Here is a 19,696-nt window from a genome sequence, read left to right on the forward strand (position 1 = left end):
GAGCGCCGTCATACGAAAGCATTGCGGACGGATCTACTTTGGTGGTGACCGGGTCGGAAACCGCCGTGGGAGCCGTTCGCCGGCCTTACGGTTCCCCGCATGACTGGGGAGAGAGCGGCGGTCGTGGTCAGCGACATCCGCAAGAAGTACGGTGACCTCCAAGCGGTGGACGGGGTGTCGTTCACGGTCGCCGAGGGCGAGTTCTTCGGCATCCTCGGCCCGAACGGGGCCGGCAAGACGACCACGCTGGAGATCGTGGAAGGGCTGCGCAAGGCCGACTCCGGCAGCGTGCGCCTGCTCGACGAGGACCCGTGGCCGCGCAACCCCGCGCTGCTGCCCCGGATCGGGGTGCAGCTCCAGGCGTCCAGCTTCTTCGAGAAGCTCACCGCCAAGGAGCAGTTGGAGACCTTCGGCTCGCTCTACGGCGTGCCGGCCAAGCGCGCGGCCGAGATGCTGGAGCTGGTCGGGCTCACCGACAAGGCGGACGTGCAGGAGAACAAGCTGTCCGGCGGCCAGCGGCAGCGGCTGTCCATCGCGTGCGCGCTCGTGCACGACCCGGACATCGTCTTCCTGGACGAGCCCACGGCCGCGCTCGACCCGCAGGCGCGGCGCAACCTGTGGGACGTGCTGCGCGCGATCCAGCAGCGCGGCAAGACCATCGTCTACACCACGCACTACCTGGACGAAGCCGAGATCCTCTGCGACCGGGTCGCGATCATGGACAAGGGCCGCATCCTCGCCATGGACGCCCCCGCGACCCTGGTCCGCGGCCTCGACGCGCCCACGCACGTCGTCCTCCAGCGGGGTGCCCTGAACGCCGACGACGCCCGCGCCATCACCGGTGTCGACCAGGTGCAGGAGGACGAGGTGTCGCTGACCATCGCGACCCGCCGCCCCGCACCCGTGCTGTCCGCACTGGCCGAGCGCGGCACGCTCGACGGCTTGCAGGTCCGCACGGCGACCCTGGAGGACGTGTTCCTCCACCTGACCGGACGGGAGTACCGGGCATGACCGCGTTCATGAGCCTGTCCACCGCGATGGTGAAGGGCTTCCTGCGCGACCGGATGACCCTGTTCTTCGTCTTCGTGTTCCCGCTGATGTTCCTGGTCGTGTTCGGCCTGCTGTTCCGGGACTCCGACGGGGACAAGACCAAGGTCGCGGTCGTCGGCGACGGCCCGGTGGTCACCGCCCTGTCCGAGTCGGGCGCGCTGGAGATCGAGAAGTACGACGACTTCGACACCGCCCGGCGCAAGGTGGACGACGGCGACCTGCCGGCCGTCATCGTCGCCCGCGGGGGCCGGGTCGAGCTGACGTTCGCGGCCAGCGACCAGACCCGGGCGCAGACCGTGCTGGGCATCGTGTCGGGCACGGTGGACAAGGTGAACCTGGCGGCCACCGGTGTGGCGCCGGCGTTTTCCTTCGTCGCTCAGCCGGTCGAGGACGCTTCGCTCAAGCCGATCCAGTACCTGACGCCGGGCATCCTGTCGTGGGCGGTGTCGATCTCCGGTGTGTTCGGAGCGGCGCTGACCCTGGTGTCGTGGCGCAAGAAGCAGGTGCTGCGGCGCATCCGGCTGGCACCGGTCGGCCCGACGGTGGTGCTGTCGTCGCGGATCCTGGTGAGCATCGGGACGGCGCTCGCGCAGGGGATCGTGTTCGTGGCGGTCGCCTTGACCCCGCCGTTCGGGCTGAAGCTGACCGGGTCGTGGTGGCTGGCGCTGCCGTTGCTGGTGCTGGGGACGACGGCGTTCTTCGCGGTCGGGATGCTCGTCGGGGCGTTCTGCAAGACGGAGGAGGCGGCGAGCGGGGCGGCGAACATCGTCATCATGCCCATGGCGTTCCTGTCGGGCACGTTCTTCCCGCTGGAGAAGGCACCGGGGTGGCTGCAGGTGGTGTCCAACGTGTTCCCGTTGCGGCACATGAACGACGGGATGCTGGACGTGCTGGTGCGGGGCAAGGGTGTCGGGGCGCTGCTGGTGCCTTCGGCGGTGCTGATCGGGTTCACGCTGGTGGTCGGCTTCATCGCGGCCCGCGTGTTCCGCTGGGAGGACTGAGCCGGGCGGCGGAAACGGACCCAACGGACAGGTGACGGGGATCACTCACCACAATGGGTGACATGCTTAGCAGCCCCGTAGGCCGTTTCCGCCTCTTCGCGCTCGCCGAGGCCGTGTCGTGGGCCGGTCTGCTGATCGGCATGTTCTTCAAGTACGTGGTCGTCGGCAACGAGATCGGCGTGAAGGTCTTCGGGCCGATCCACGGGGTGATCTTCGTCGGCTACGTGCTCGTCACCCTGATGCTCGCCCACCGCTGGAACCGCGCCACCACCATCTGGGCGCTCGTCGCGAGCATCCCGCCGTTCGGCACCGTCGTCTTCGAGCGGTGGGCGGCGAAGAACGGGAAGCTCACCGAGGACGTTCAGAGCGTGAACGACTGAGCCAGCGCCAGCTGCTCCTCCGGGTCGCCCCGGTGGTAGATGCGTTCGCTCTCCTCGATGTTGTCGAGGAACTCCTGGTAGACGCGTGCCGCCAGGAGGTGCATGGCCGGGCGGGCGTGGCGGAGGGCGGCTGACGGGTCGCTGTCGGGGTGGTGGGCCAGCCAGGACCGGCACCACACCTCCTCGACCAGCGCGGCCACGGACGGGTCCACGAAGTCGACCAGCTTCGCCGCGTCCAGCGCCGGGTGACCCCAGTGCGCCTCACCCCAGTCCAGCACGACACCGCTGGACCGCCAGTTGCCCGGGTGGAAGTCGCCGTGCAGCAGGGTGTCGGGCAGACCGAACGACGGCACCTCCACCCCGCGCCGACGCAGCCGGGCCGGGCCGGCGAGGGCGTTCTGCATGCCCACCCACCGGGGGACGATGTCCTGGACGATCGCGGGTGACGGTGACCAGCAGTCGGTGCCGGGCGCGTCCTCCAGCAGGATGCGGCGTCCTTCCGAGGCCATCACGGTAGGCGCGAGGGACGGGTCCACCGACCGCACCAGTTCCAACACCGGCCCCTCGGGCGCCAGGAACGACGGCACCTCCTTGGCCCACACCGTCCCCGCCTTCGTGCGCAGGCGGAACAGGCACGACAGGTTCCACGTCTTGACCTGAACGGCCGGTCCGACGCACACCACGTGCCCCTCGGCCCACTCGACCAGCGCGGACGGACCGCCGGGCCGTGCCCAGGGCAGGCGCAGCGCGTCTCCGGGCGCAGCTGCCACAGCGTCCACGGCGGCTATAGTGTCCACAGTGGACGAGCCGGCCGCCTCGACCTCGTAGGTCACGGTCCCGCCGCGCATCCCGGTGCCGGTGGCGGTGACCAGGCGCAGGACGTGCGTCGGGACGCCCAGCACCCGGTCCAGGTGGGCGGTCACCGGCTCGACGTCGTTCCACCACGGGCTGTCCACGGTGAACTCCGGCACGGTGTGCACGTGCCGGCCACTTGCGGTCACCAAGGCGATCACGGTTCGCACGGGCGACAGCGTGACTCAGGGGACGGGTCGGGGTCGAGCGGATTAGTCCTCGAAGTCGCCCTCGCACAGGCCCTCGCCAAGCCGTGCTGCGCGGCTTTCCGTTTTTTGGGCGCGCGCAGCGCGCTTTGTGTGGTGGTCTCAACCACAGGTGGAGGGCCTCGGTTCCCCCGCCGTATGGCCTGCCCGAAGGGCTACCACGCTTTCGGTCGGGTGCAGCCGAATTTTTTGTGAGGGACGAGCAAAAAATTTAGCGGCACCCGGCCGAAAGTGTGGTTGGCTCCGCCAGGCCATGCGGCGGGGGAACCGACGCCCTTCACCCCCCGCTGGCGGCCTGCCGCGCGGCGAGCGCCGCTTTTGTCTTTTGATCTTGAGAGCGCGAAGCGCGTTCGGCTTGAGAGCGAAGCGTTCAGTTCAAAGCTCTTAAAAGCGAAAAGCGCCTCGCCGGCGGGCAGGCCACCAAAGATGACTCAACTGCAACGGCGGGGGCTTCTTGCTTTTGCCATCTCCGTATGGCCTGGCGGAGCCTACCACATTTTCCAGGGGTTGCCGCTAAAACTTTTGCTCGTTCCTCGCAAAACTTTCGGCTGCAACCCCTGGAAAATGCGGTAGCCCTTCGGGCAGGCCATACGGAGATGACAAAAGCAAGAAGCCCAAGTTGAGTTGTGTCCTCCGGCGGACTGCCACTCGGCAAGGCGGACTGCCACTCGGCAACGCCGGGGACTGCCCGCTGGGGCTTCGTTGAAGGGCGCGCGGCGGCTAGTCCTCGAAGTCGCCGACTGCGCGGCGGACCTTTGCCAGCAGGTCGGTCAACTGTTCGGTCTGCCGGTCGGTCAGGCCCCGCAGGCCGAACTCGACCTCGGTGACTGCCTCCGTCGCCGCCTCGCGGCGGGCGTGGCCGGCCTCGGTGATCTCCACCAGGGTGGTGCGGCGGTCGGTGGGGTGGGGGTTTCGGCGGACCAGGCCGTCGGCTTCCAGGCGGTCCACGATGTTGGTGACGCTGGTGGGGTGCAGTTGGAGGCGTTCGCCCATGACTCGCATGGGCAGGCTGCCGGTGCGCGAGAAGGTCAGCAGGACCAGGGCTTCGAACCGGGCGAAGGTCAGGCCGTGCGGCTTGAGGGCGGAGTCCACCGAGGACTGGATGATCTGCTGTACTCGCATGACGCTCGTGACCGCCGCCATCGCCGTCGACGGTCCGATCCGCTTCTCCCACAGCTCGGCGGCGCGCGCGATGGGGTCGAACGGCAGCGGTTGGGACGACATGCCGCCGAAGCTACCAGTGGGTACCCGACCAGGAGGAGGGAACTGTGCTCGTCGCGTTCAGCGTCAGCCCGCTCGGCGGGGAGTCCGACAGCGTGGCGGCGGCCGTCGCCGAGGCCGTGCGGGTGGTCCGGGAGTCCGGGCTGCCCAACGAGACCAACGCCATGTTCACGCTGGTGGAAGGCGAGTGGGACGAGGTGATGGCGGTGGTGAAGAAGGCGACCGAGGTCGTCCAGGCCACCGCGCCCCGGGTCAGCCTCGTGCTCAAGGCGGACATCCGGCCCGGGTACACCGGGCAGCTGACGGCCAAGGTGGAGCGGGTCGAACAACACCTCTCTTCCGAATAGTCGGATGTCCTACTAATTTGGCGACCATGGACGCTCGCGAGCTGTGGCTGCGGTTCGAGACCTACCACGACGTCACGTACTTCACGCCCGAGTCCCGCGCGGTGACCGACGCACTGGGCTGCAAGGGCGGGTGGATGGGGTACTTCGGCATGCGCGCGGCACCGCTGGGCGCCGCCGCGCCGGAGACCGTGACCGCCGCCTTCTACAGCTTCCACCCGCGGATGGTGGCCCGTGCGCTGCCCGACGCGTGGGAGGTGGCGTCGCCGGAGCGGTTCCTGGCGGCGCGGCTGGAGGGGGTCGACGGGGCGTTGCGCCGGATGCTGCCGACCCTGGACCTGGGGGAAGCGGCCGAGCTGGCGTTGCGGGCGGCGTCCGCGGTGCCGTTGGCCGGGCGGGTGATGGGGGCCGCCAACGCGGCGTTGCCGGTGCCGGACGAGCCGCACCTGGCGTTGTGGCAGGCGTGCACGACCCTGCGCGAGTCGCGGGGCGACGGGCACGTGGCGGCGCTGGTGGCGGCCGACCTGACGCCGTGCGAGACGTTGGTGCTGTTCGGCGCGGACAAGGGGCTGGAGGCCTCCTACCTGCGGAAGGCGCGGGGGTGGTCCGACGAGGAGTGGGCGGCGGCGGAGCGGTCGCTGACCGAGCGGGGGCTGTTCGACGGCGAGCCGCGGGACGGCGGGCTGACGCCGGCCGGGCGGGCCCTGCGCGAGGACGTCGAGCGGCGGACCGATGCCGCCGCCGAGGCGCCCTGGCGCGCGTTGGGCACGGCCGGCACCGAGCGGTTCCTGGAGTTGATGACGCCGCCGGCACTGGCGTTGGGGCGGCGGAACGACGCCATGCGGACCAACCCGATGGCCATCGACCCCGTCGCCCAGATCGCCGGGTGATCACCATCGCGGGCGAGTCCGGGCGGGCTGCCGCCGCCACCGCCCGCAGCCGTGCCAGGATGGGAGCGTGACAAGGCCAGACCCTCGCAAGTCCGCAGCACTGTCCGCCGCGCTCTCCGGGGCGGTCGACCTCGGGGCGCTGAAGGCACGGGCCGACGCCGCCCGCCAGCGCGCCGCCGCGCCGCCGCCCGCCGCCGGTGGGGGCGGGGCCGCCGGGGGACCCAGCCCGTGGGTGCTCGACGTCACCGAAGCGACCTTCCAGTCGGTCGTGGAGCGCTCGCTGGAGATCCCGGTCGTGGTCGAGCTGACCGCGTCCTGGAGCCCGGAGGCGGGTCAGCTGTCGCCGGTGCTGGAGAAGGCCGCCCGCGCCGGTGGCGGCGCGTGGCTGCTCGCCCGGGTCGACCTCGACGCCAGCCCCCGCATCGGCCAGGCGTTCGGCGTGCAGTCGGTGCCGACCGTGGTCGCCGTGGCCGCGGGCCAGCCGGTGGGCGCCTTCGAAGGGCCGCTGCCCGAAGCCGACTTCGCCCAGTGGATCGACCGGCTGCTCGACGCGCTGCGCGACCGGCTGCCCGGCATCCGCGCCGCCGAAGCCGCCCGAACCGGCGAGCCGGTGGAGGAGCCCGAGGACGAGCGGTTCACCGCCGCCGAGGACGCCTTCGAACGCGGCGACTTCGCGGCGGCCGAGGCCGCCTACGAGGCGATCCTGGCCGTCGAGCCCGGCAACGCCGAGGCCAAGGCCGCGCTCGCCCAGGTCCGCTTCACCGCGCGCGCCGAGGGGCTGAGCCCGGACGCCGTGGCCAAGGCCGACGCGAACCCCGACGACCTGGACGCCCAGCTGGCCGCCGCCGACGTCGAACTGGCCACCCAGGACGTCGAGCAGGCGTTCAAGCGGCTGGTGGACACGGTCCGGCGGGTGTTCGGCGAGGACCGCGACAAGGTCCGCGAGCACCTCGTGGGCCTGTTCGAGCTGTTCCCGCCGGACGACGAGCGGGTCGCCAAGGCCCGCCGCAACCTGGCCAGCGCGCTGTACTGACGACTCGAGGGGCGCCGCGCTCCGGCGTGGCGCCCCTTCAGGCTCCAGCGGCGGTCACTCCGAGTACTTGCGGGTGCAGAGGCCGCCGCCGTCGAAGAAGCCGTCGCGGAAGGCCTCCACGCGGGCGAACCCGGACGGGACGACGGTGCCGTTCACGTCGGCCGCGATGAGGCTCTTGTCGGCCAGCAGTTCGGCCACCGCCTCGTCCAGGTCGCCCGACGACAGCCGCAGCTTGGCCTTCGGGTCCGTGGTGGTGCCGGCCCAGGCACCCGTCAGGCACGCCGTGCGCAGGCCGGCCGCCGGGCCTTCCAGCGGGTAGCCGGTGGCCTTCTGGATGGACAGGGCGTAGCGGGAGGCGATCTCGGCGAAGGCCGCGAAGTCGCCGATGCCGCCCTTCTGGCCGCGCTTGGGCGGGGTGCCGATCTTGACCAGGTCCGGCAGGTCGATGCCGATCGTGTTGGTGGCCGGGCAGTAGGTCGCGGGCGAGGTCACCTTGGCGTTGGTGCAGGAGACGTTGTCCTGCTTGAACTCGGGCGGGGTGGCGCCGCTCTGGCTGAAGGCCTCGTCGAGGCTCTTGCGCAGCAGCTCCAGGTACTCGGCCTTGTCGACCTTCAGGTTGCCCTTGCCCTGGCCGGAGTCCTTGTCCTGCGAGTCGAACTTCTGCTGGGTGATCCGGTCCTTGATCTCCTGCTCGTCGATCTGCGCGCAGCGCTTCGGGTCGCCGGCGAAGCCGAACTGGAAGGCCGCCACCCGGTCGAACGCGCTGCCGTGGGCACCCTGCTTGTCGGCGGACGTGCCGGCCGCGTCGCGGATGAAGAACATGGTCGCCAGGATCTGGTTCAGGCCCGGACCGGTGGAGATGCGGAAGTGCTTGGACTTGCCCTCCGCGACCCAGCGGAAGAAGTTGCCCGCGTAGCAGTCGGCCTGCTGCTCCTTGATGATCGACGGGGTGGCCTGGGTGACGCCGCCCTGCGCGCCCAGCTTGTACTGCACGGCGTGGCCCATCTCGTGCGCGAGCACGGTGACCACCGCCATCGGGCCGAACGCGTCGTCCAGCATGGGCAGCAGGTCACCGCGGTCCCAGGCGATGCTGTCGTCCAGCGAGCAGTAGAAGGCGTTGGCGACACCGGCGGTGTTGGTGCGGCAGATCTCCACGCCCGCGCCGGTCGAGTCGTAGGACACCAGGCGCTTGACCGGCTCGAACTTCTTGCCGTCGAAGTTCTCGGGCAGCTGCTGCGCCCAGTACTCCTCGACGTCGGCCAGCGTGTTCACCGCCAGCCGGTCCATCTCGCCGCCGTCGGCGTTCTCCACGCGCAGGTCCGCGTCGGGCACGCCGGGTTTGGGGCCGCTCTCGCCGGTGGTGATGGGAAGGCCCGCGACCTTGGTGACGTCCGGCTTCACCGCCTTGGCCACGCCGTCCACGACCTGCGTGCACGCGCTGGTCAACGCCGTGACCGCGACCAGCGCCGCGATGCCGATCGACCGTCGAGCCATGCCCACGTCCCATCCCCTGCCGCCTGCGCTTCGGGGGGAACCCTACTTAACGCCCCCCGGCGGCGTTCTAGAAACCGCAGGCTTTGACGCCGGTGAAGACGCCGTTGCGGAAGAGGTCCACCCGCTTGAACCCGGGATCGACGGCGTTGCGCCCGGACGCGTCGCGGGCCGCGTAGTCGTAGGCCAGCAGGACCTGCACGGCCTCGTCGAGGTCGCCGGGGGACAGGCCGAAGCCCTGCTCGCGGGTGAAGACCTCGCGCGTGTAGGCGCCGGCCAGGCACAACGCGCCCTCCGCGGCCTCCTCGCCGTCGGTCTTCAGACCCGCCGCCTGCCGGGCCGCGAGGCCGTAGCGGCTGGCCAGCAGCACGCCGGTGGCGTAGTCGCCGATCTTGGCGTGCAGCTCGGGCAGGTCCTCGGCGACGTCCACCTCGATCGCCTTGTCCTTGGGGCAGAACGCCACCGGGCCCTGGTCGCCGGAGCACGTCGGCTCCTCGCGGACCGTCGTGGCCTTCGGCTCGGTCCAGGTCGCGCCCTTGGTCGCCACCAGCGCCTTGTAGTAGTTGTTCAGGTCCGGCGCGATGGACTCCAGCATCTCGTCGAACGGCAGGTTGCCGCCCCGGTCCCGGTCGTCCACGCTGCGGAACGACTGCTGGGTGAACGGCCGGTTCTGCACGGTCATCGCGCCGCAGAACTTCGCGTCCTTGAGGTAGCCGTCCTGGAAGGCCGACACGCGGTCGAACGCGTTGCCGTGCGCGGAGCGGTCGTCGGGGGACGTGCCGACCGGGTCCTTGAACGTGATCAGCGCGCCCAGCGCCGAGTCCAGGGTGTCCGTGCCGATGTCCAGGTGCTCGGACTTGCCGTCGTTGACCCACTTGATGAACGCGCCCGCGAAGCAGTCGGCCATCGCCTCGGTGAGGATGGTCGGGTACTTGTCCGGGTCGCGCCGCTCGGCCTCGGGCGTGATGCCCATGCGCCGCTGCACCGCGTGCCCCATCTCGTGGGCCAGCACGATCACCACGGCCGCGTCGCCGAACCGGTCCTTGAGCACGGGCAGCAGCGCCGCGCGGTCCCAGGCGATGGCGTCGGCGCTGGGGCAGTAGAAGGCGTTGCCCTCGACGTCACTGGCCTTCTCGGTGCACGGCGGCGGCTTGGCGGCCGGGTCGGAGGTGTCCACGGAGTAGATGCCGCCGTCCACGGGCTCCCACGGCTTGCCGAACGCGGCCGGGAAGGTCTCCTGCCAGAACTTGTCCACGTCGGTGATCGCGGTCGCGGCGAGCCGGTCGATGGGGCCGCCGTCGGTGCCGCGGATGAAGCTCGGGTCCACGCCGTCCTTGGTCACGACCTGGCCGGCGACGGGCCGCCCGTCGACCAGTTGGGTGCACCCGGAAGCCACCAGGGCCACCGCCAGGAGGAGGACCAGCCGAGCCGACGCGAGCCGCATTGGACCATTGTGCAGGCTCTCCACCCCTAAGGGGTTGGTTACGGCACTTCCCGGTCGCACCGTTGACACCCTCGTTCAGCGGGCGTTAACCTCCTCAATCGTAAAGATTGTTTACGATTAGGCCGCCTTTCGGACCGCCGCCACGGACCGTGAGGAGAACCCGTGCGCCGAGTCGCACCCTTCGCCGCAGCGGCAGCGCTGCTGGTCGCCATACCGCTGACCGCAGCCAGCGCACCCGCCGACGTCCTGCTCTCGCAGGGCAGGCCGACCACCACGTCCTCGATCGAGGACCCGACCCTGGCCGGGCAGTTCGCCGTCGACGGCCGCCGCGACACCCGCTGGGCCAGCGCGCCCGGCCTCGACCCGCAGTGGCTCGCCGTCGACCTCGGCGGCGCGGCCGAGGTGCACCAGGTCCTGGTGCACTGGGAGGACGCGTACGCGAGCCAGTACAAGGTCCAGATCTCCTCCGACGGGAGTGCGTGGACCGACATCAGCGGCCGGACCACCGGCGACGGCGACACCGACACCCACAGCGGCCTCAACGCCACCGGCCGCTACCTGCGCGTCCTCGGGACCCAGCGGGCCACCGAGTGGGGCTACTCGATCTGGGAGCTGGAGGTGTTCGGCGTCCGCGGCAGCAGCGACACCACCCCGCCCACCGCCCCGACCGGCCTCCAGGTCACCGGCACCACCGCGAGCAGCGCGTCCCTGGCGTGGACGGCGGCCACGGACAACGTGGGCGTCGCCGCGTACGACGTCCTGAGGGGTGGCGTCGTCGTCGGCACCACCACGACCACGGCCTACACCGACAGCGGCCTGGCTCCGTCCACCGGCTACGACTACACCGTCCGCGCCCGCGACGCCGCCGGCAACACCTCCGCACCCAGCAACCAGGTCCGGGCCACCACCGGCGCGGGCACCGGGTCGTTCGTGGTCGCGGCGGCCGGCGACATCGCCGAGCGGTGCACCGCGAGCGACCCGAAGTGCGTCCACCCCAAGACCGCCCGGCTCGTCGAGCAGGCGAACCCGGTCGCGGTGATCACCATGGGCGACAACCAGTACGACGACGCCCACCTGTCGGACTTCCAGAACTACTACGACACCACGTGGGGCCGGTTCAAGGCCAAGACCAAGCCCTCGCCCGGCAACCACGAGACCTACGCCGACCCGCCGATGTCGGGCTACAAGGGCTACTTCGGCTCGATCGCCACCCCGCAGGGCACCACGTACTACTCGTGGGAGTACGGCAACTGGCACTTCATCGCCCTGGACTCCAACCAGTCCAGCGCGTCCGGCTCGGCGCAGTTGGAGTGGCTCAAGCGCGACCTGACGGCCAACACCCGCGGCTGCGTCGCCGCGTACTTCCACCACCCGCGCTGGAGCTCCGGTGAGCACGGCAACAACACCAGCGTCTCCGGCCTGTGGAACACCTTGGTGGCCAACAAGGCGGACCTGGTCCTGAACGGCCACGACCACCACTACGAGCGGATCAAGCCCCTCGACGCGGCCGGCAAACCCAGCACCAGCGGCACCCGCTCGGTCATCGGCGGTGGCGGCGGCGCACAGCTCTACAAGGTCTCCGCGAACCCGACCATCACCGAGTTCGCCCGCTCCACGCACGGCGTGCTCAAGCTGACCCTGACCGACAGCACCTACTCCTGGCAGTTCCTGGGCCTGGACGGCAAGCCGGTCGACAGCACCCCGACCTACACCTGCCACTGATGTACATCGCGACCGCACGGGAGGGAGCGGTCACCGGCGGGCGGGGCCGGGTGGCCGGGAACGTCCTGGCCCTCGGCCTCGTCAGCCTGGTCACCGACATCTCCGCGGAGATGGTGACCGCGGTGCTCCCGCTGTACTTCGTGGTCGCCCTCGGGTTGAGCCCGTTCCAGTTCGGCGTGCTGGACGGGCTCTACTCGGGCGTGACGGCCGTCGTGCGCCTACTGGGCGGCCACACAGCAGACCGATGGCAACGCCGCAAGGCAGTCGCCCTGGCGGGCTACACCCTGTCCGCTCTCGCCAAGCTGGGCTTCCTCATCGCCACGTCCCCCGTCGCCCTGGGCGGCGTCCTGGCCGTGGACCGCACCGGCAAGGGCTTGCGCACCGCCCCCAGGGACGCCCTCATCTCCCTGAGCAGCAACCCCAACGACCTCGGCCGGGCTTTCGGCGTGCACCGCGCCATGGACACCATCGGCGCTTTCCTGGGACCGCTGGCCGCCATGTTCGTCCTGTGGGCGAGCCTGGGCGACTACAACGCCGTCTTCGTCACCAGCTTCTGCGTGGCCGTCCTGGGCGTGCTCCTCCTAGCCGTCCTGGTCCGCGACAACCGCACCCCAACCCCCACGCGCCCACCCCTGAAAACCCTGTGGCGCAAGCCTTTCCGACGCCTGACCACCTGGGCCGCACTCCTGGGCACGGTAGCCGTAGGCGACGGCTTCCTCTACCTCATGCTCCAACAACAACTGCACCTGGACGCCGTGGTCTTCCCCTTACTGCCCTTGGGCACGGCCGCCGCCTACCTGATGCTCTCCATCCCCCTGGGCCGCCTAGCCGACCGCGTAGGCCGATGGCCCGTCTACCTGACCGGCCACGCCGCCCTGGCCGCAGCCTTCGCCTTCCTGCTCACCCCGCACGTGAACGTCTTCGCGGTACTCGCCCTGCACGGCCTGTTCTACGCGGCCACCGACGGCGTCCTGATGGCCGCCGCAAGCCCTCTGTTGCCGGCTGAGCTGCGAACCAGCGGCTTGGCCGTGCTGCAAACCGGCCAAGCGCTGGCGAAACTGGTGTCTTCTGTCCTGTTTGGAGCGTTGTGGACGATCTGGGGAATGCCGACAGCCGTACTGACGTCACTGGCCGCTCTCGGACTCGTACTGGCAGGCGCCTGCGTGGTGCGTCCGTTCTCGCCGCAGCCCTCCTCCTGACCACCTGCGCAGTCGCCTACGTCCTCCACACCCGAAGCCGACCAGCCGAGGCCCACACCTGCACCCGCCACTCGACCGCATCCGGCACAACCGCCTGCCTGACCGCGCTACCGGGATTGCCCCCGATGGCAGAGCTAGCCGTCACCAGAAACGGCAGGGAACAAAAACACGCCATCCCCGGAGTCCCCAGCCGTCTTCAGGTATCACAATCCGGCCGAATGGTGTCCTGGACGGTGTTCGTCTCCGGCGACTCTTACAACACCGCAGGCTTCTCCACCCGAACCGGCATCCTCGACACGTCCACGGACGAGCTCAGAAAGTCGATAGAAGACCTCCCCGTAACCATCGACGGCACCCGCTACTACGCGCCAGACCTGAACTTCTGGGGCGTCACCTTCACCCAAGACGACAACACCTTCTACGCAACCGTCGCCAGCAAGGGTCAAACCCACCTGATCCAAGCCACCTACACAACATGGGAGGCCATCACCCTAAGAGTCAACGTGGAGTGTCCCTCCGTCTCCCCGGACGGCACCCGCTTGGCCTTCAAAAAGCGAGTATCCCCAGGCCCATGGCGCCTCCACGTCCTGGACTTGAAGACAATGACCGAAACCCCACTAGCCGAACCCCGAAGCGTGGACGACCAGGCAACCTGGCCCGACAACCACACAATCACCTACAACCTGGACAAACAAACCTGGCAAGTCCCAGCAGACGGCACCGGCCACCCAACCCCAACCTGACCCACCCTCGCGTGACCCCCACCTTCGCGCTCCCCACAGCCTTTCGGCGAAGCCGGCGAGTCGGCAGTCCGCCGGAGGGGACACAACTCAACTTGGGCTTCTTGCTTTTGTCATCTCCGTATGGCCTGCCCGAAGGGCTACCACAGATTTCCCCGGGTGCAGCCGAAAGTTTTTGCGAGGAACGAGCAAAAAGTTTTAGCGGCACCCGGGGAAATCTGTGGTAGGCTCCGCCAGGCCATACGGGGATGGCAAAAGCAAGAAGCCCCCGCAGTGGCAGTTGGGTCATCTTTGGTGGCCTGCCCGCCGGCGAGGCGCTTTTCGCTTTTAAGCGCTTTGAACTGAACGCTTCGCTCTCAAGCCGAACGCGCTTCGCGCTTGGGACGCGCTGCGCGCTCGAAAGATGAAAAGCGGCGCTCGCCGCGCGGCAGGCCGCCAGCGGGGGGTGAAGGGCGTCGGTTCCCCCGCCGTATGGCCTGGCGGAGCCAACCACATTTTGGGCCGGGTGCCGCTAAAACTTTTTGCTCGTTCCTCGCAAAAACTTTCGGCTGCACCCGACCCAAAATGTGGTAGCCCTTCGGGCAGGCCATACGGCGGGGGAACCGAGGCCCTCCACCTGTGGTTGGGACCACCACACGCAAAAAGCCGCGCTGCGCGCGCCGGAAAGCATGCGCTGCGCGTCGTCTGCTAGAGGTCCTCGGTTGCGGGGGAGTTGGCCTCCGGCGCCAGCCAGAGCACGCCGGCCGGAGGCAACTGGAGTACCGCCGAGGCCGGACGGCCGTGCCAAGGCTTCTCCTCCGCCTCCACCCCGCCCATGTTCCCGACCCCGGACCCGCCGTACACCTCCGAGTCCGTGTTCACGACCTCCCGCCACCGCCCGGCCACCGGCAAACCCACCCGGTAGTCGTGGTGCGGCATGCCGGCGAAGTTGGCGATGCACGCCAGCAGCGACCCGTCCTCACCGACGCGCACGAAGCTCAGCACGTTGCCCGCCGAGTCGTTCGCGTCGATCCACGAGAAACCCTCGGGCTTGTTGTCCTGGCTGTACATCGCCGGCGACTCGCGGTACACCGCGTTCAGGTCCGCGACCAGCCGCCGGATGCCCGAGTGGTACGGGTTGTCCAGCAGGTGCCAGTCCAGGGACCTCGACTCCGACCACTCGCCCTGCTGGCCGAACTCGCCGCCCATGAACAGCAGCTGCTTCCCGGGGTGCGCCCACATGAAGGCCAGCAGCGACCTCAAGCCTGCCGCCTTGTTCCAGTCGTCGCCGGGCATCCTGGACCACAGGGAACCCTTGCCGTGGACGACCTCGTCGTGCGACAGCGGCAGGACGAAGTTCTCGCTCCACGCGTACACCAGCGAGAACGTGATCTCGTTGTGGTGGTACGACCGGTGGACGGGTTCGCGGGACAGGTAGTGCAGCGTGTCGTGCATCCAGCCCATGTTCCACTTGAACCCGAAGCCCAAGCCGCCCAGGTGCGTCGGCCGGGTGACGCCGGGCCACGCGGTGGACTCCTCGGCGACCATCACCACGCCGGGGTGTCGCTTGTAGACGGTCGCGTTCAGCTCCTGCAGGAACCGGACGGCGTCGAGGTTCTCCCGGCCGCCGTACTGGTTGGGCAGCCACTGCCCTTCCTGCCTCGAATAGTCCAGGTACAGCATCGAGGCCACCGCGTCGACGCGCAGGCCGTCGATGTGGAACTCCTCGATCCAGTACAGGGCGTTGGCGACCAGGAAGTTCCGCACCTCGTTGCGCCCGAAGTCGAACACGAGCGTGCCCCAGTCGGGGTGCTCGCCGCGCCGCGGGTCCTCGTGTTCGTACAGCGCGGTGCCGTCGAACCTGGCCAGCGCCCACGAGTCCTTCGGGAAGTGCGCCGGCACCCAGTCCATGATCACGCCGATGCCGTGGCTGTGCAGGACGTCGACGAAGTACCGGAAGTCGTCCGGAGAGCCGAACCTCGACGTCGGCGCGTAGTACGACGTCACCTGGTAGCCCCACGACCCGCCGAACGGGTGCTCGGCGATGGGCATGAGCTCGACGTGCGTGAACCCGTTCTCCACGACGTACTCGGCCAGCTCGGACGCCAGCTCGCGGTACCCCAACCCGGGCTTCCACGACCCCAGGTGCACCTCGTACACGCTCATGGGCGCGTTGATCCAGGCCGTCGCGTCCCGCCGGGCGGTCCACTCGTCGTCGCCCCACTCGTAGGTCGAGCGGGTCACGACGGACGCGGTCTGCGGCGGGGTCTCGGTGGCGAACGCCATCGGGTCGGCCTTCTCGTGCCACACGCCGTCGCGGCCCAGGATCCGGTACTTGTACCGGGTGCCCGGCGGGATGCCGGGGATGAAGATCTCCCACACCCCGGACGACCCGAGCGAGCGCAACGGGTTCGCGCGCCCGTCCCAGCCGTCGAAGTCGCCGCACACCCGCACGCCGCGCGCGGTCGGGGCCCACACCGCGAACGACACGCCGGTCACGACACCCGACGCCGTCTCGTACGTCCGCACGTGCGCGCCCAGCACGTCCCACAGCCGCTCGTGCCGGCCCTCGCCGATCAGGTGCTGGTCGAGCTCGCCGACCGTGGGCAGCCACCGGTACGGGTCGTCGACCTCGACGGTCGCGCCGGGGTAGGCGACCTCCAGCCGGTAGTCGCCGGGGTGTTCGGGCAGCTCGCCCTCGAACAGGCCGTCGGCGACCCGGTCCAGGTCCCACGTCTTGTCCCCGGCCACCAGGGACACCGCCGTCGCCCCGGGCCGGAACGCCCGCGCCACCACCTCGCCGGAGGGCAGGTGGTGCACGCCGAGCACCGAGTGGGGGTCGTGGTGCGCCCCCGCGAGCAGCCGGTCGATGTCCTGCGGGTTCATCGCTTTACCTCTCCCGTTATCCGCGCGATCGACGACAGCGGCACCGTCAACCACTCCGGCCGGTTCGCGTACTCGTAAGCCACCTCGTACACCGCCTTGTCCAGCTCGAAGGCCCGCAGCAGGTAGCCCCGCTTGCGCGGGTCGCCCACCGATCCCGACGCGGCTTCCGCGTAGCCCTCGGTGAAGGCCGCGCGGTTGCGCCGCGACCACTCCAGCGCCCGGACCGCGAGCTGGTGGTCCTCCGGCTGCCCGACCAGCAGCTGGTGGGCCGCGTAGTCGAACGACCGCAGCATGCCCGCCACGTCCCGCAGGGGCGAGCGCAACGCCGTGCGCTCGGCGATCGGGGCACCGGGCTCGCCCTCGAAGTCGATCAGCAGCCACCCGTGGACGGTCCGCAGCACCTGGCCCAGGTGCAGGTCGCCGTGGATGTGCTGGATGGCGATCGCGCCGGGCGTGTCCCGGGCCGCCTCGAACGCCTCGCGCAGCGCCGGCACGTAGGGGCGCAGCTCGGGCACCGCCGAGACCACCGAGTCCAGCCGGGCGGTCATCGCGCGCACGGTCTTCTCGATGTCGTCGGCGTCGGCGTGCTGGGTGCCCAGCGCCCGCTCCAGGTCGGCGTGCACGGTCGCCACCGCCTGGCCCAGCCGCTGCGCCTCGCCCGCGAAGTCGCCGCCCACCTCGTCGGCGTGCAGGTCGCCCTCGGCCATCAGGTCCCGGACGCTGGTGGTGGCCATCGCCCAGCCGTCCACCGCGTCGGGCAGGAACTGCTGGAGCATCCCGACCGTGGTGACCTGGCCGTTCAGCCGGCCGGTGATCGACCCCAAGGGCCGGGCGATGTGCTCGCAGCCCACCCGGTGCAGGGCGCGTTGCAGCACCAGGTCCGGGTTCTCGCCCAGGGTGAGCTTGCGGAACAGCTTGAGGATGTACTGGCTGCCGAACACCAGCGACGTGTTGGACTGCTCGGCGGTGATCGGCCGGCCGCGCAGCCCCTTGTTCAGCTCGACGTCCGGCTCGTGCTCGAACACCAGCCCGTCCACGGTCGCCCCGTCGGCCACCAGGTCCAGCAGCCGTCCGGCCAGCTCCGGGTCGCCGGTCGCGTCGTGGTTGTCCACGGTGTCGCTGACCAGCAGCTGGTAGGGCTCGTGCCGGTCGGGCTGCTCGACCTCGACCACCAGGTGCACCAGCACCGGGTCGGCCTCGCTCAGCACGGTCGTCCGCAGTGGACGGACGCCGGTGATCTTCCGGTCCTTGCCGCCGAACCACCGCTGCGCGGGCAGCCACTCGGGCAGTTCGGCCACGACCTCGTCCACCAGGGTCGCCGGGTCGGTGCTCGTCCACGGGTTCATCTCGGTGCTCACCTCGCCTCCCCCTCGTCGCCCGCCTCGACCAGTTGGAACCAGTAGAAGCCGTGGCCCGGCAGGGTCAGCAGGTAGGGCAGCTCGCCCACGGTGGGGAAGCGCACCCCGCCGGTCAGCTCCACCGGCCGGGACCCGATGTGCTCGGACAGGTCCAGTTCCACCGGTTGGGGGAACCGGGACAGGTTGTTCACGCACACCACGATGTCCTCTTGCCCGTCCGGCCGGCACCACCGCCTGCGGTAAGCCAGCACGCTGGGGTTCGAGCCGCCCAGGTCGGTGAAGTCGCCCTCCGCGAACGCGTGGTGCTGCTTGCGCACCTCGATCATCCGCCGCGTCCAGTTCAGCAGGGAGGACTGGTTGTTCAGCTGCGCCTCCACGTTGAGGCCCTGGTAGCCGTACACGGGGTCCATGATCACCGGCAGGTAGATCCGCCCGGGGTCGCAGGAGGAAAAACCTGCGTTACGGTCCGGGGTCCACTGCATCGGCGTGCGCACCGCGTCCCGGTCGCCCAGCCAGATGTTGTCGCCCATGCCGATCTCGTCGCCGTAGTAGAGCACCGGGGACCCGGGCAGCGACAGCAGCATCGCGGTGAACAGCTCCTGCTGGTTGCGGTCGTTCTCCAGCAGCGGCGCCAGCCGCCGCCGGATGCCGATGTTCGCCTTCATCCGCGGGTCCTTCGCGTACTCCGCGTACATGTAGTCGCGCTCTTCGTCGGTGACCATTTCCAAGGTCAGCTCGTCGTGGTTGCGCAGGAAGATGCCCCACTGGCAGCCGTCCGGGATCTGCGGCGTCTGCGCCAGGATCTCCGAGATCGGGAACCGCGACTCGCGGCGCACCGCCATGAAGATGCGCGGCATGAGCGGGAAGTGGAACGCCATGTGGCACTCGTCGCCGCCGACCTCGGGATTGCCGAAGTACTCCACCACGTCCGAGGGCCACTGGTTGGCCTCCGCGAGCAGCACCCGGCCCGGGTACTCGTCGTCCACGACCTTGCGGCAGCGCTTGAGGAAGTCGTGGGTGCGCGGCAGGTTCTCGCAGTTGGTGCCCTCCTGCTCGAACAGGTAGGGCACGGCGTCCAGGCGGAACCCGTCGATGCCCAGGTCCAGCCAGAACCGCAGGGTGTCCAGCATCGCCTCCTGGACGTCCGGGTTCTCGTAGTTCAGGTCCGGCTGGTGGGAGAAGAACCGGTGCCAGAAGAACTGGCCGCGCACCGGGTCGTAGGTCCAGTTCGACGTCTCGGTGTCGACGAAGATGATCCGCGCGTCGGAGTACTTCGAGTCGTCGTCGCTCCACACGTAGTAGTCGCCGTACGGGCCGTCCGGGTCGGAGCGGGACTGCTGGAACCACGGGTGGGCGTCGGAGGTGTGGTTGAGCACCAGGTCGGTGATCACCCGGATGCCCCGCCGGTGGGCCTCGTCCAGCAGGTAGACGAAGTCCTCGACGGTGCCGAACTCGGGCAGCACCGAGCGGAAGTCGGAGATGTCGTAGCCGCCGTCGCGCAGCGGCGAGGCGTAGAACGGCGGCAGCCACAGGCAGTCCACGCCGAGCCACTCCAGGTAGTCCAGCCGGGACGCGAGCCCCCGCAGGTCCCCGGTGCCGTCGCCGTTCGAGTCCGTGAACGCGCGCACCAGCACCTCGTAGAACACCGCGCCCTTGAACCAGTCGCGCTCGCGCGGCACCAGCCGCGCGGAGCGGAAGTCCTCGGCCTGCGGTTCGACCAGCAGGCCGTCGGCGCCGATGGCCTCGCCGGTGTGCGGCACGCCTTCCAGTCCGGTCAGCGCGGCGTCGGGTCGGGGGTCTTCTGCCATGTGCTCCACCTCGTCCCACCTCGTCGGGGGTACGTTCGACCGTCCCCCAGGGTGCGGCCGCGGGGGACTCGAGTTTGCTCGGGCGTCGGTGC

At 69.9% G+C, this 19,696-nt stretch carries 16 protein-coding genes; 9 read left to right on the forward strand and 7 right to left on the reverse strand.

Annotated features, from left to right (window positions below):
* Positions 1-99: 99 nt before the first annotated feature.
* The 3 genes from DFJ66_RS30230 (at position 100) to DFJ66_RS30240 (ending at position 2,431) form a co-directional block, all read left to right on the forward strand.
* Complete coding sequence (locus DFJ66_RS30230; RefSeq protein WP_121226128.1) at positions 100-1,011, forward strand: ABC transporter ATP-binding protein; 912 nt, start codon at positions 100-102, stop codon at positions 1,009-1,011.
* The gene (locus DFJ66_RS30235) at positions 1,008-2,051 is read left to right on the forward strand and encodes an ABC transporter permease (RefSeq protein WP_121226130.1); all 1,044 of its coding nucleotides are present in this window, start codon (positions 1,008-1,010) and stop codon (positions 2,049-2,051) included. Before DFJ66_RS30230 ends, DFJ66_RS30235 begins: the two co-directional genes overlap by 4 nt.
* Before the next feature lie 62 nt (positions 2,052-2,113).
* On the forward strand, positions 2,114-2,431 hold the full coding sequence (locus DFJ66_RS30240; RefSeq protein ID WP_121231955.1) for a DUF3817 domain-containing protein: 318 nt from the start codon (positions 2,114-2,116) through the stop codon (positions 2,429-2,431).
* Here DFJ66_RS30240 and DFJ66_RS30245 read toward each other — a convergent pair.
* A complete protein-coding gene (locus DFJ66_RS30245) occupies positions 2,413-3,453 on the reverse strand; it encodes a phosphotransferase (protein WP_147459402.1) in 1,041 nt (346 codons plus the stop codon). The genes DFJ66_RS30240 and DFJ66_RS30245 overlap by 19 nt on opposite strands.
* A gap of 756 nt (positions 3,454-4,209) precedes the next feature.
* On the reverse strand, positions 4,210-4,713 hold the full coding sequence (locus DFJ66_RS30250; RefSeq protein WP_121226134.1) for a MarR family winged helix-turn-helix transcriptional regulator: 504 nt from the start codon (positions 4,711-4,713) through the stop codon (positions 4,210-4,212).
* A 44-nt stretch (positions 4,714-4,757) separates the two neighbouring features.
* Here DFJ66_RS30250 and DFJ66_RS30255 point away from each other — a divergent pair, with 44 nt between their 5' ends.
* The 3 genes from DFJ66_RS30255 to DFJ66_RS30265 all read left to right on the forward strand — a co-directional run bounded on the left by DFJ66_RS30255 (position 4,758) and on the right by DFJ66_RS30265 (position 6,977).
* On the forward strand, positions 4,758-5,057 hold the full coding sequence (locus DFJ66_RS30255; RefSeq protein WP_121226136.1) for an MTH1187 family thiamine-binding protein: 300 nt from the start codon (positions 4,758-4,760) through the stop codon (positions 5,055-5,057).
* 26 nt (positions 5,058-5,083) lie between these two features.
* Positions 5,084-5,944: an SCO6745 family protein gene (locus DFJ66_RS30260; RefSeq protein WP_121226138.1), complete on the forward strand. Its 861-nt coding sequence runs from the start codon at positions 5,084-5,086 to the stop codon at positions 5,942-5,944.
* 67 nt (positions 5,945-6,011) lie between these two features.
* Positions 6,012-6,977 carry a tetratricopeptide repeat protein gene (locus DFJ66_RS30265; RefSeq protein WP_121226140.1) on the forward strand — a complete coding sequence of 322 codons (966 nt, stop codon included), beginning with the start codon at positions 6,012-6,014 and terminating at the stop codon, positions 6,975-6,977.
* 54 nt (positions 6,978-7,031) lie between these two features.
* Here DFJ66_RS30265 and DFJ66_RS30270 read toward each other — a convergent pair whose 3' ends face one another.
* A complete protein-coding gene (locus DFJ66_RS30270) occupies positions 7,032-8,471 on the reverse strand; it encodes a neutral zinc metallopeptidase (protein WP_121231957.1) in 1,440 nt (479 codons plus the stop codon).
* 67 nt (positions 8,472-8,538) lie between these two features.
* Entirely contained in the window at positions 8,539-9,912 is a 1,374-nt protein-coding gene (locus DFJ66_RS30275; protein WP_121226142.1) for a neutral zinc metallopeptidase, read from the reverse strand.
* A 162-nt stretch (positions 9,913-10,074) separates the two neighbouring features.
* Between DFJ66_RS30275 and DFJ66_RS30280 the strand changes: the two genes are divergently transcribed.
* From DFJ66_RS30280 to DFJ66_RS30290, 3 genes are all read left to right on the forward strand, one after another.
* Positions 10,075-11,634, forward strand: coding sequence for a discoidin domain-containing protein (locus DFJ66_RS30280; RefSeq protein ID WP_121226144.1), 1,560 nt, complete (start codon positions 10,075-10,077; stop codon positions 11,632-11,634).
* Positions 11,634-12,833, forward strand: a complete 1,200-nt coding sequence (locus DFJ66_RS30285) for an MFS transporter (RefSeq protein ID WP_121226146.1) — start codon at positions 11,634-11,636, stop codon at positions 12,831-12,833. The genes DFJ66_RS30280 and DFJ66_RS30285 overlap by 1 nt, the downstream gene beginning before the upstream one ends.
* A 218-nt stretch (positions 12,834-13,051) precedes the next feature.
* Entirely contained in the window at positions 13,052-13,576 is a 525-nt protein-coding gene (locus tag DFJ66_RS30290; RefSeq protein ID WP_121226148.1) for a TolB-like translocation protein, read from the forward strand.
* 684 nt (positions 13,577-14,260) lie between these two features.
* Here DFJ66_RS30290 and glgB read toward each other — a convergent pair.
* The 3 genes from glgB to treS are packed head-to-tail and all read right to left on the reverse strand — an operon-like array spanning position 14,261 to position 19,604.
* Positions 14,261-16,438 (reverse strand): 1,4-alpha-glucan branching protein GlgB, encoded by a 2,178-nt coding sequence (gene glgB, locus DFJ66_RS30295; RefSeq protein ID WP_121226150.1) that lies wholly within the window; start codon positions 16,436-16,438, stop codon positions 14,261-14,263.
* A complete protein-coding gene (locus DFJ66_RS30300) occupies positions 16,435-17,784 on the reverse strand; it encodes a maltokinase N-terminal cap-like domain-containing protein (RefSeq protein WP_121231959.1) in 1,350 nt (449 codons plus the stop codon). Before DFJ66_RS30300 ends, glgB begins: the two co-directional genes overlap by 4 nt.
* 8 nt (positions 17,785-17,792) lie before the next feature.
* Positions 17,793-19,604, reverse strand: a complete 1,812-nt coding sequence (treS, locus tag DFJ66_RS30305; RefSeq protein WP_121231961.1) for a maltose alpha-D-glucosyltransferase — start codon at positions 19,602-19,604, stop codon at positions 17,793-17,795.
* Positions 19,605-19,696 lie beyond the last annotated feature (92 nt).

The sequence above is a fragment of the Saccharothrix variisporea genome (assembly GCF_003634995.1).
In the GTDB taxonomy this organism is placed as follows: Bacteria; Actinomycetota; Actinomycetes; order Mycobacteriales; family Pseudonocardiaceae; genus Actinosynnema; species Actinosynnema variisporeum.

Excerpts from the sequence above, each read along its gene's own strand:
- DFJ66_RS30230 (WP_121226128.1), top strand. The coding sequence starts at position 100 with ATGACTGGGGAGAGAGCGGCGGTCGTGGTCAGCGACATCCGCAAGAAG.
- DFJ66_RS30235 (WP_121226130.1), top strand. The coding sequence starts at position 1,008 with ATGACCGCGTTCATGAGCCTGTCCACCGCGATGGTGAAGGGCTTCCTG.
- DFJ66_RS30240 (WP_121231955.1), top strand. The coding sequence starts at position 2,114 with ATGCTTAGCAGCCCCGTAGGCCGTTTCCGCCTCTTCGCGCTCGCCGAG.
- DFJ66_RS30250 (WP_121226134.1), bottom strand. The coding sequence starts at position 4,713 with ATGTCGTCCCAACCGCTGCCGTTCGACCCCATCGCGCGCGCCGCCGAG.
- DFJ66_RS30260 (WP_121226138.1), top strand. The coding sequence starts at position 5,084 with ATGGACGCTCGCGAGCTGTGGCTGCGGTTCGAGACCTACCACGACGTC.
- DFJ66_RS30270 (WP_121231957.1), bottom strand. The coding sequence starts at position 8,471 with ATGGCTCGACGGTCGATCGGCATCGCGGCGCTGGTCGCGGTCACGGCG.
- DFJ66_RS30275 (WP_121226142.1), bottom strand. The coding sequence starts at position 9,912 with ATGCGGCTCGCGTCGGCTCGGCTGGTCCTCCTCCTGGCGGTGGCCCTG.
- DFJ66_RS30285 (WP_121226146.1), top strand. The coding sequence starts at position 11,634 with ATGTACATCGCGACCGCACGGGAGGGAGCGGTCACCGGCGGGCGGGGC.
- DFJ66_RS30290 (WP_121226148.1), top strand. The coding sequence starts at position 13,052 with ATGGTGTCCTGGACGGTGTTCGTCTCCGGCGACTCTTACAACACCGCA.
- glgB (WP_121226150.1), bottom strand. The coding sequence starts at position 16,438 with ATGAACCCGCAGGACATCGACCGGCTGCTCGCGGGGGCGCACCACGAC.
- DFJ66_RS30300 (WP_121231959.1), bottom strand. The coding sequence starts at position 17,784 with ATGAACCCGTGGACGAGCACCGACCCGGCGACCCTGGTGGACGAGGTC.
- treS (WP_121231961.1), bottom strand. The coding sequence starts at position 19,604 with ATGGCAGAAGACCCCCGACCCGACGCCGCGCTGACCGGACTGGAAGGC.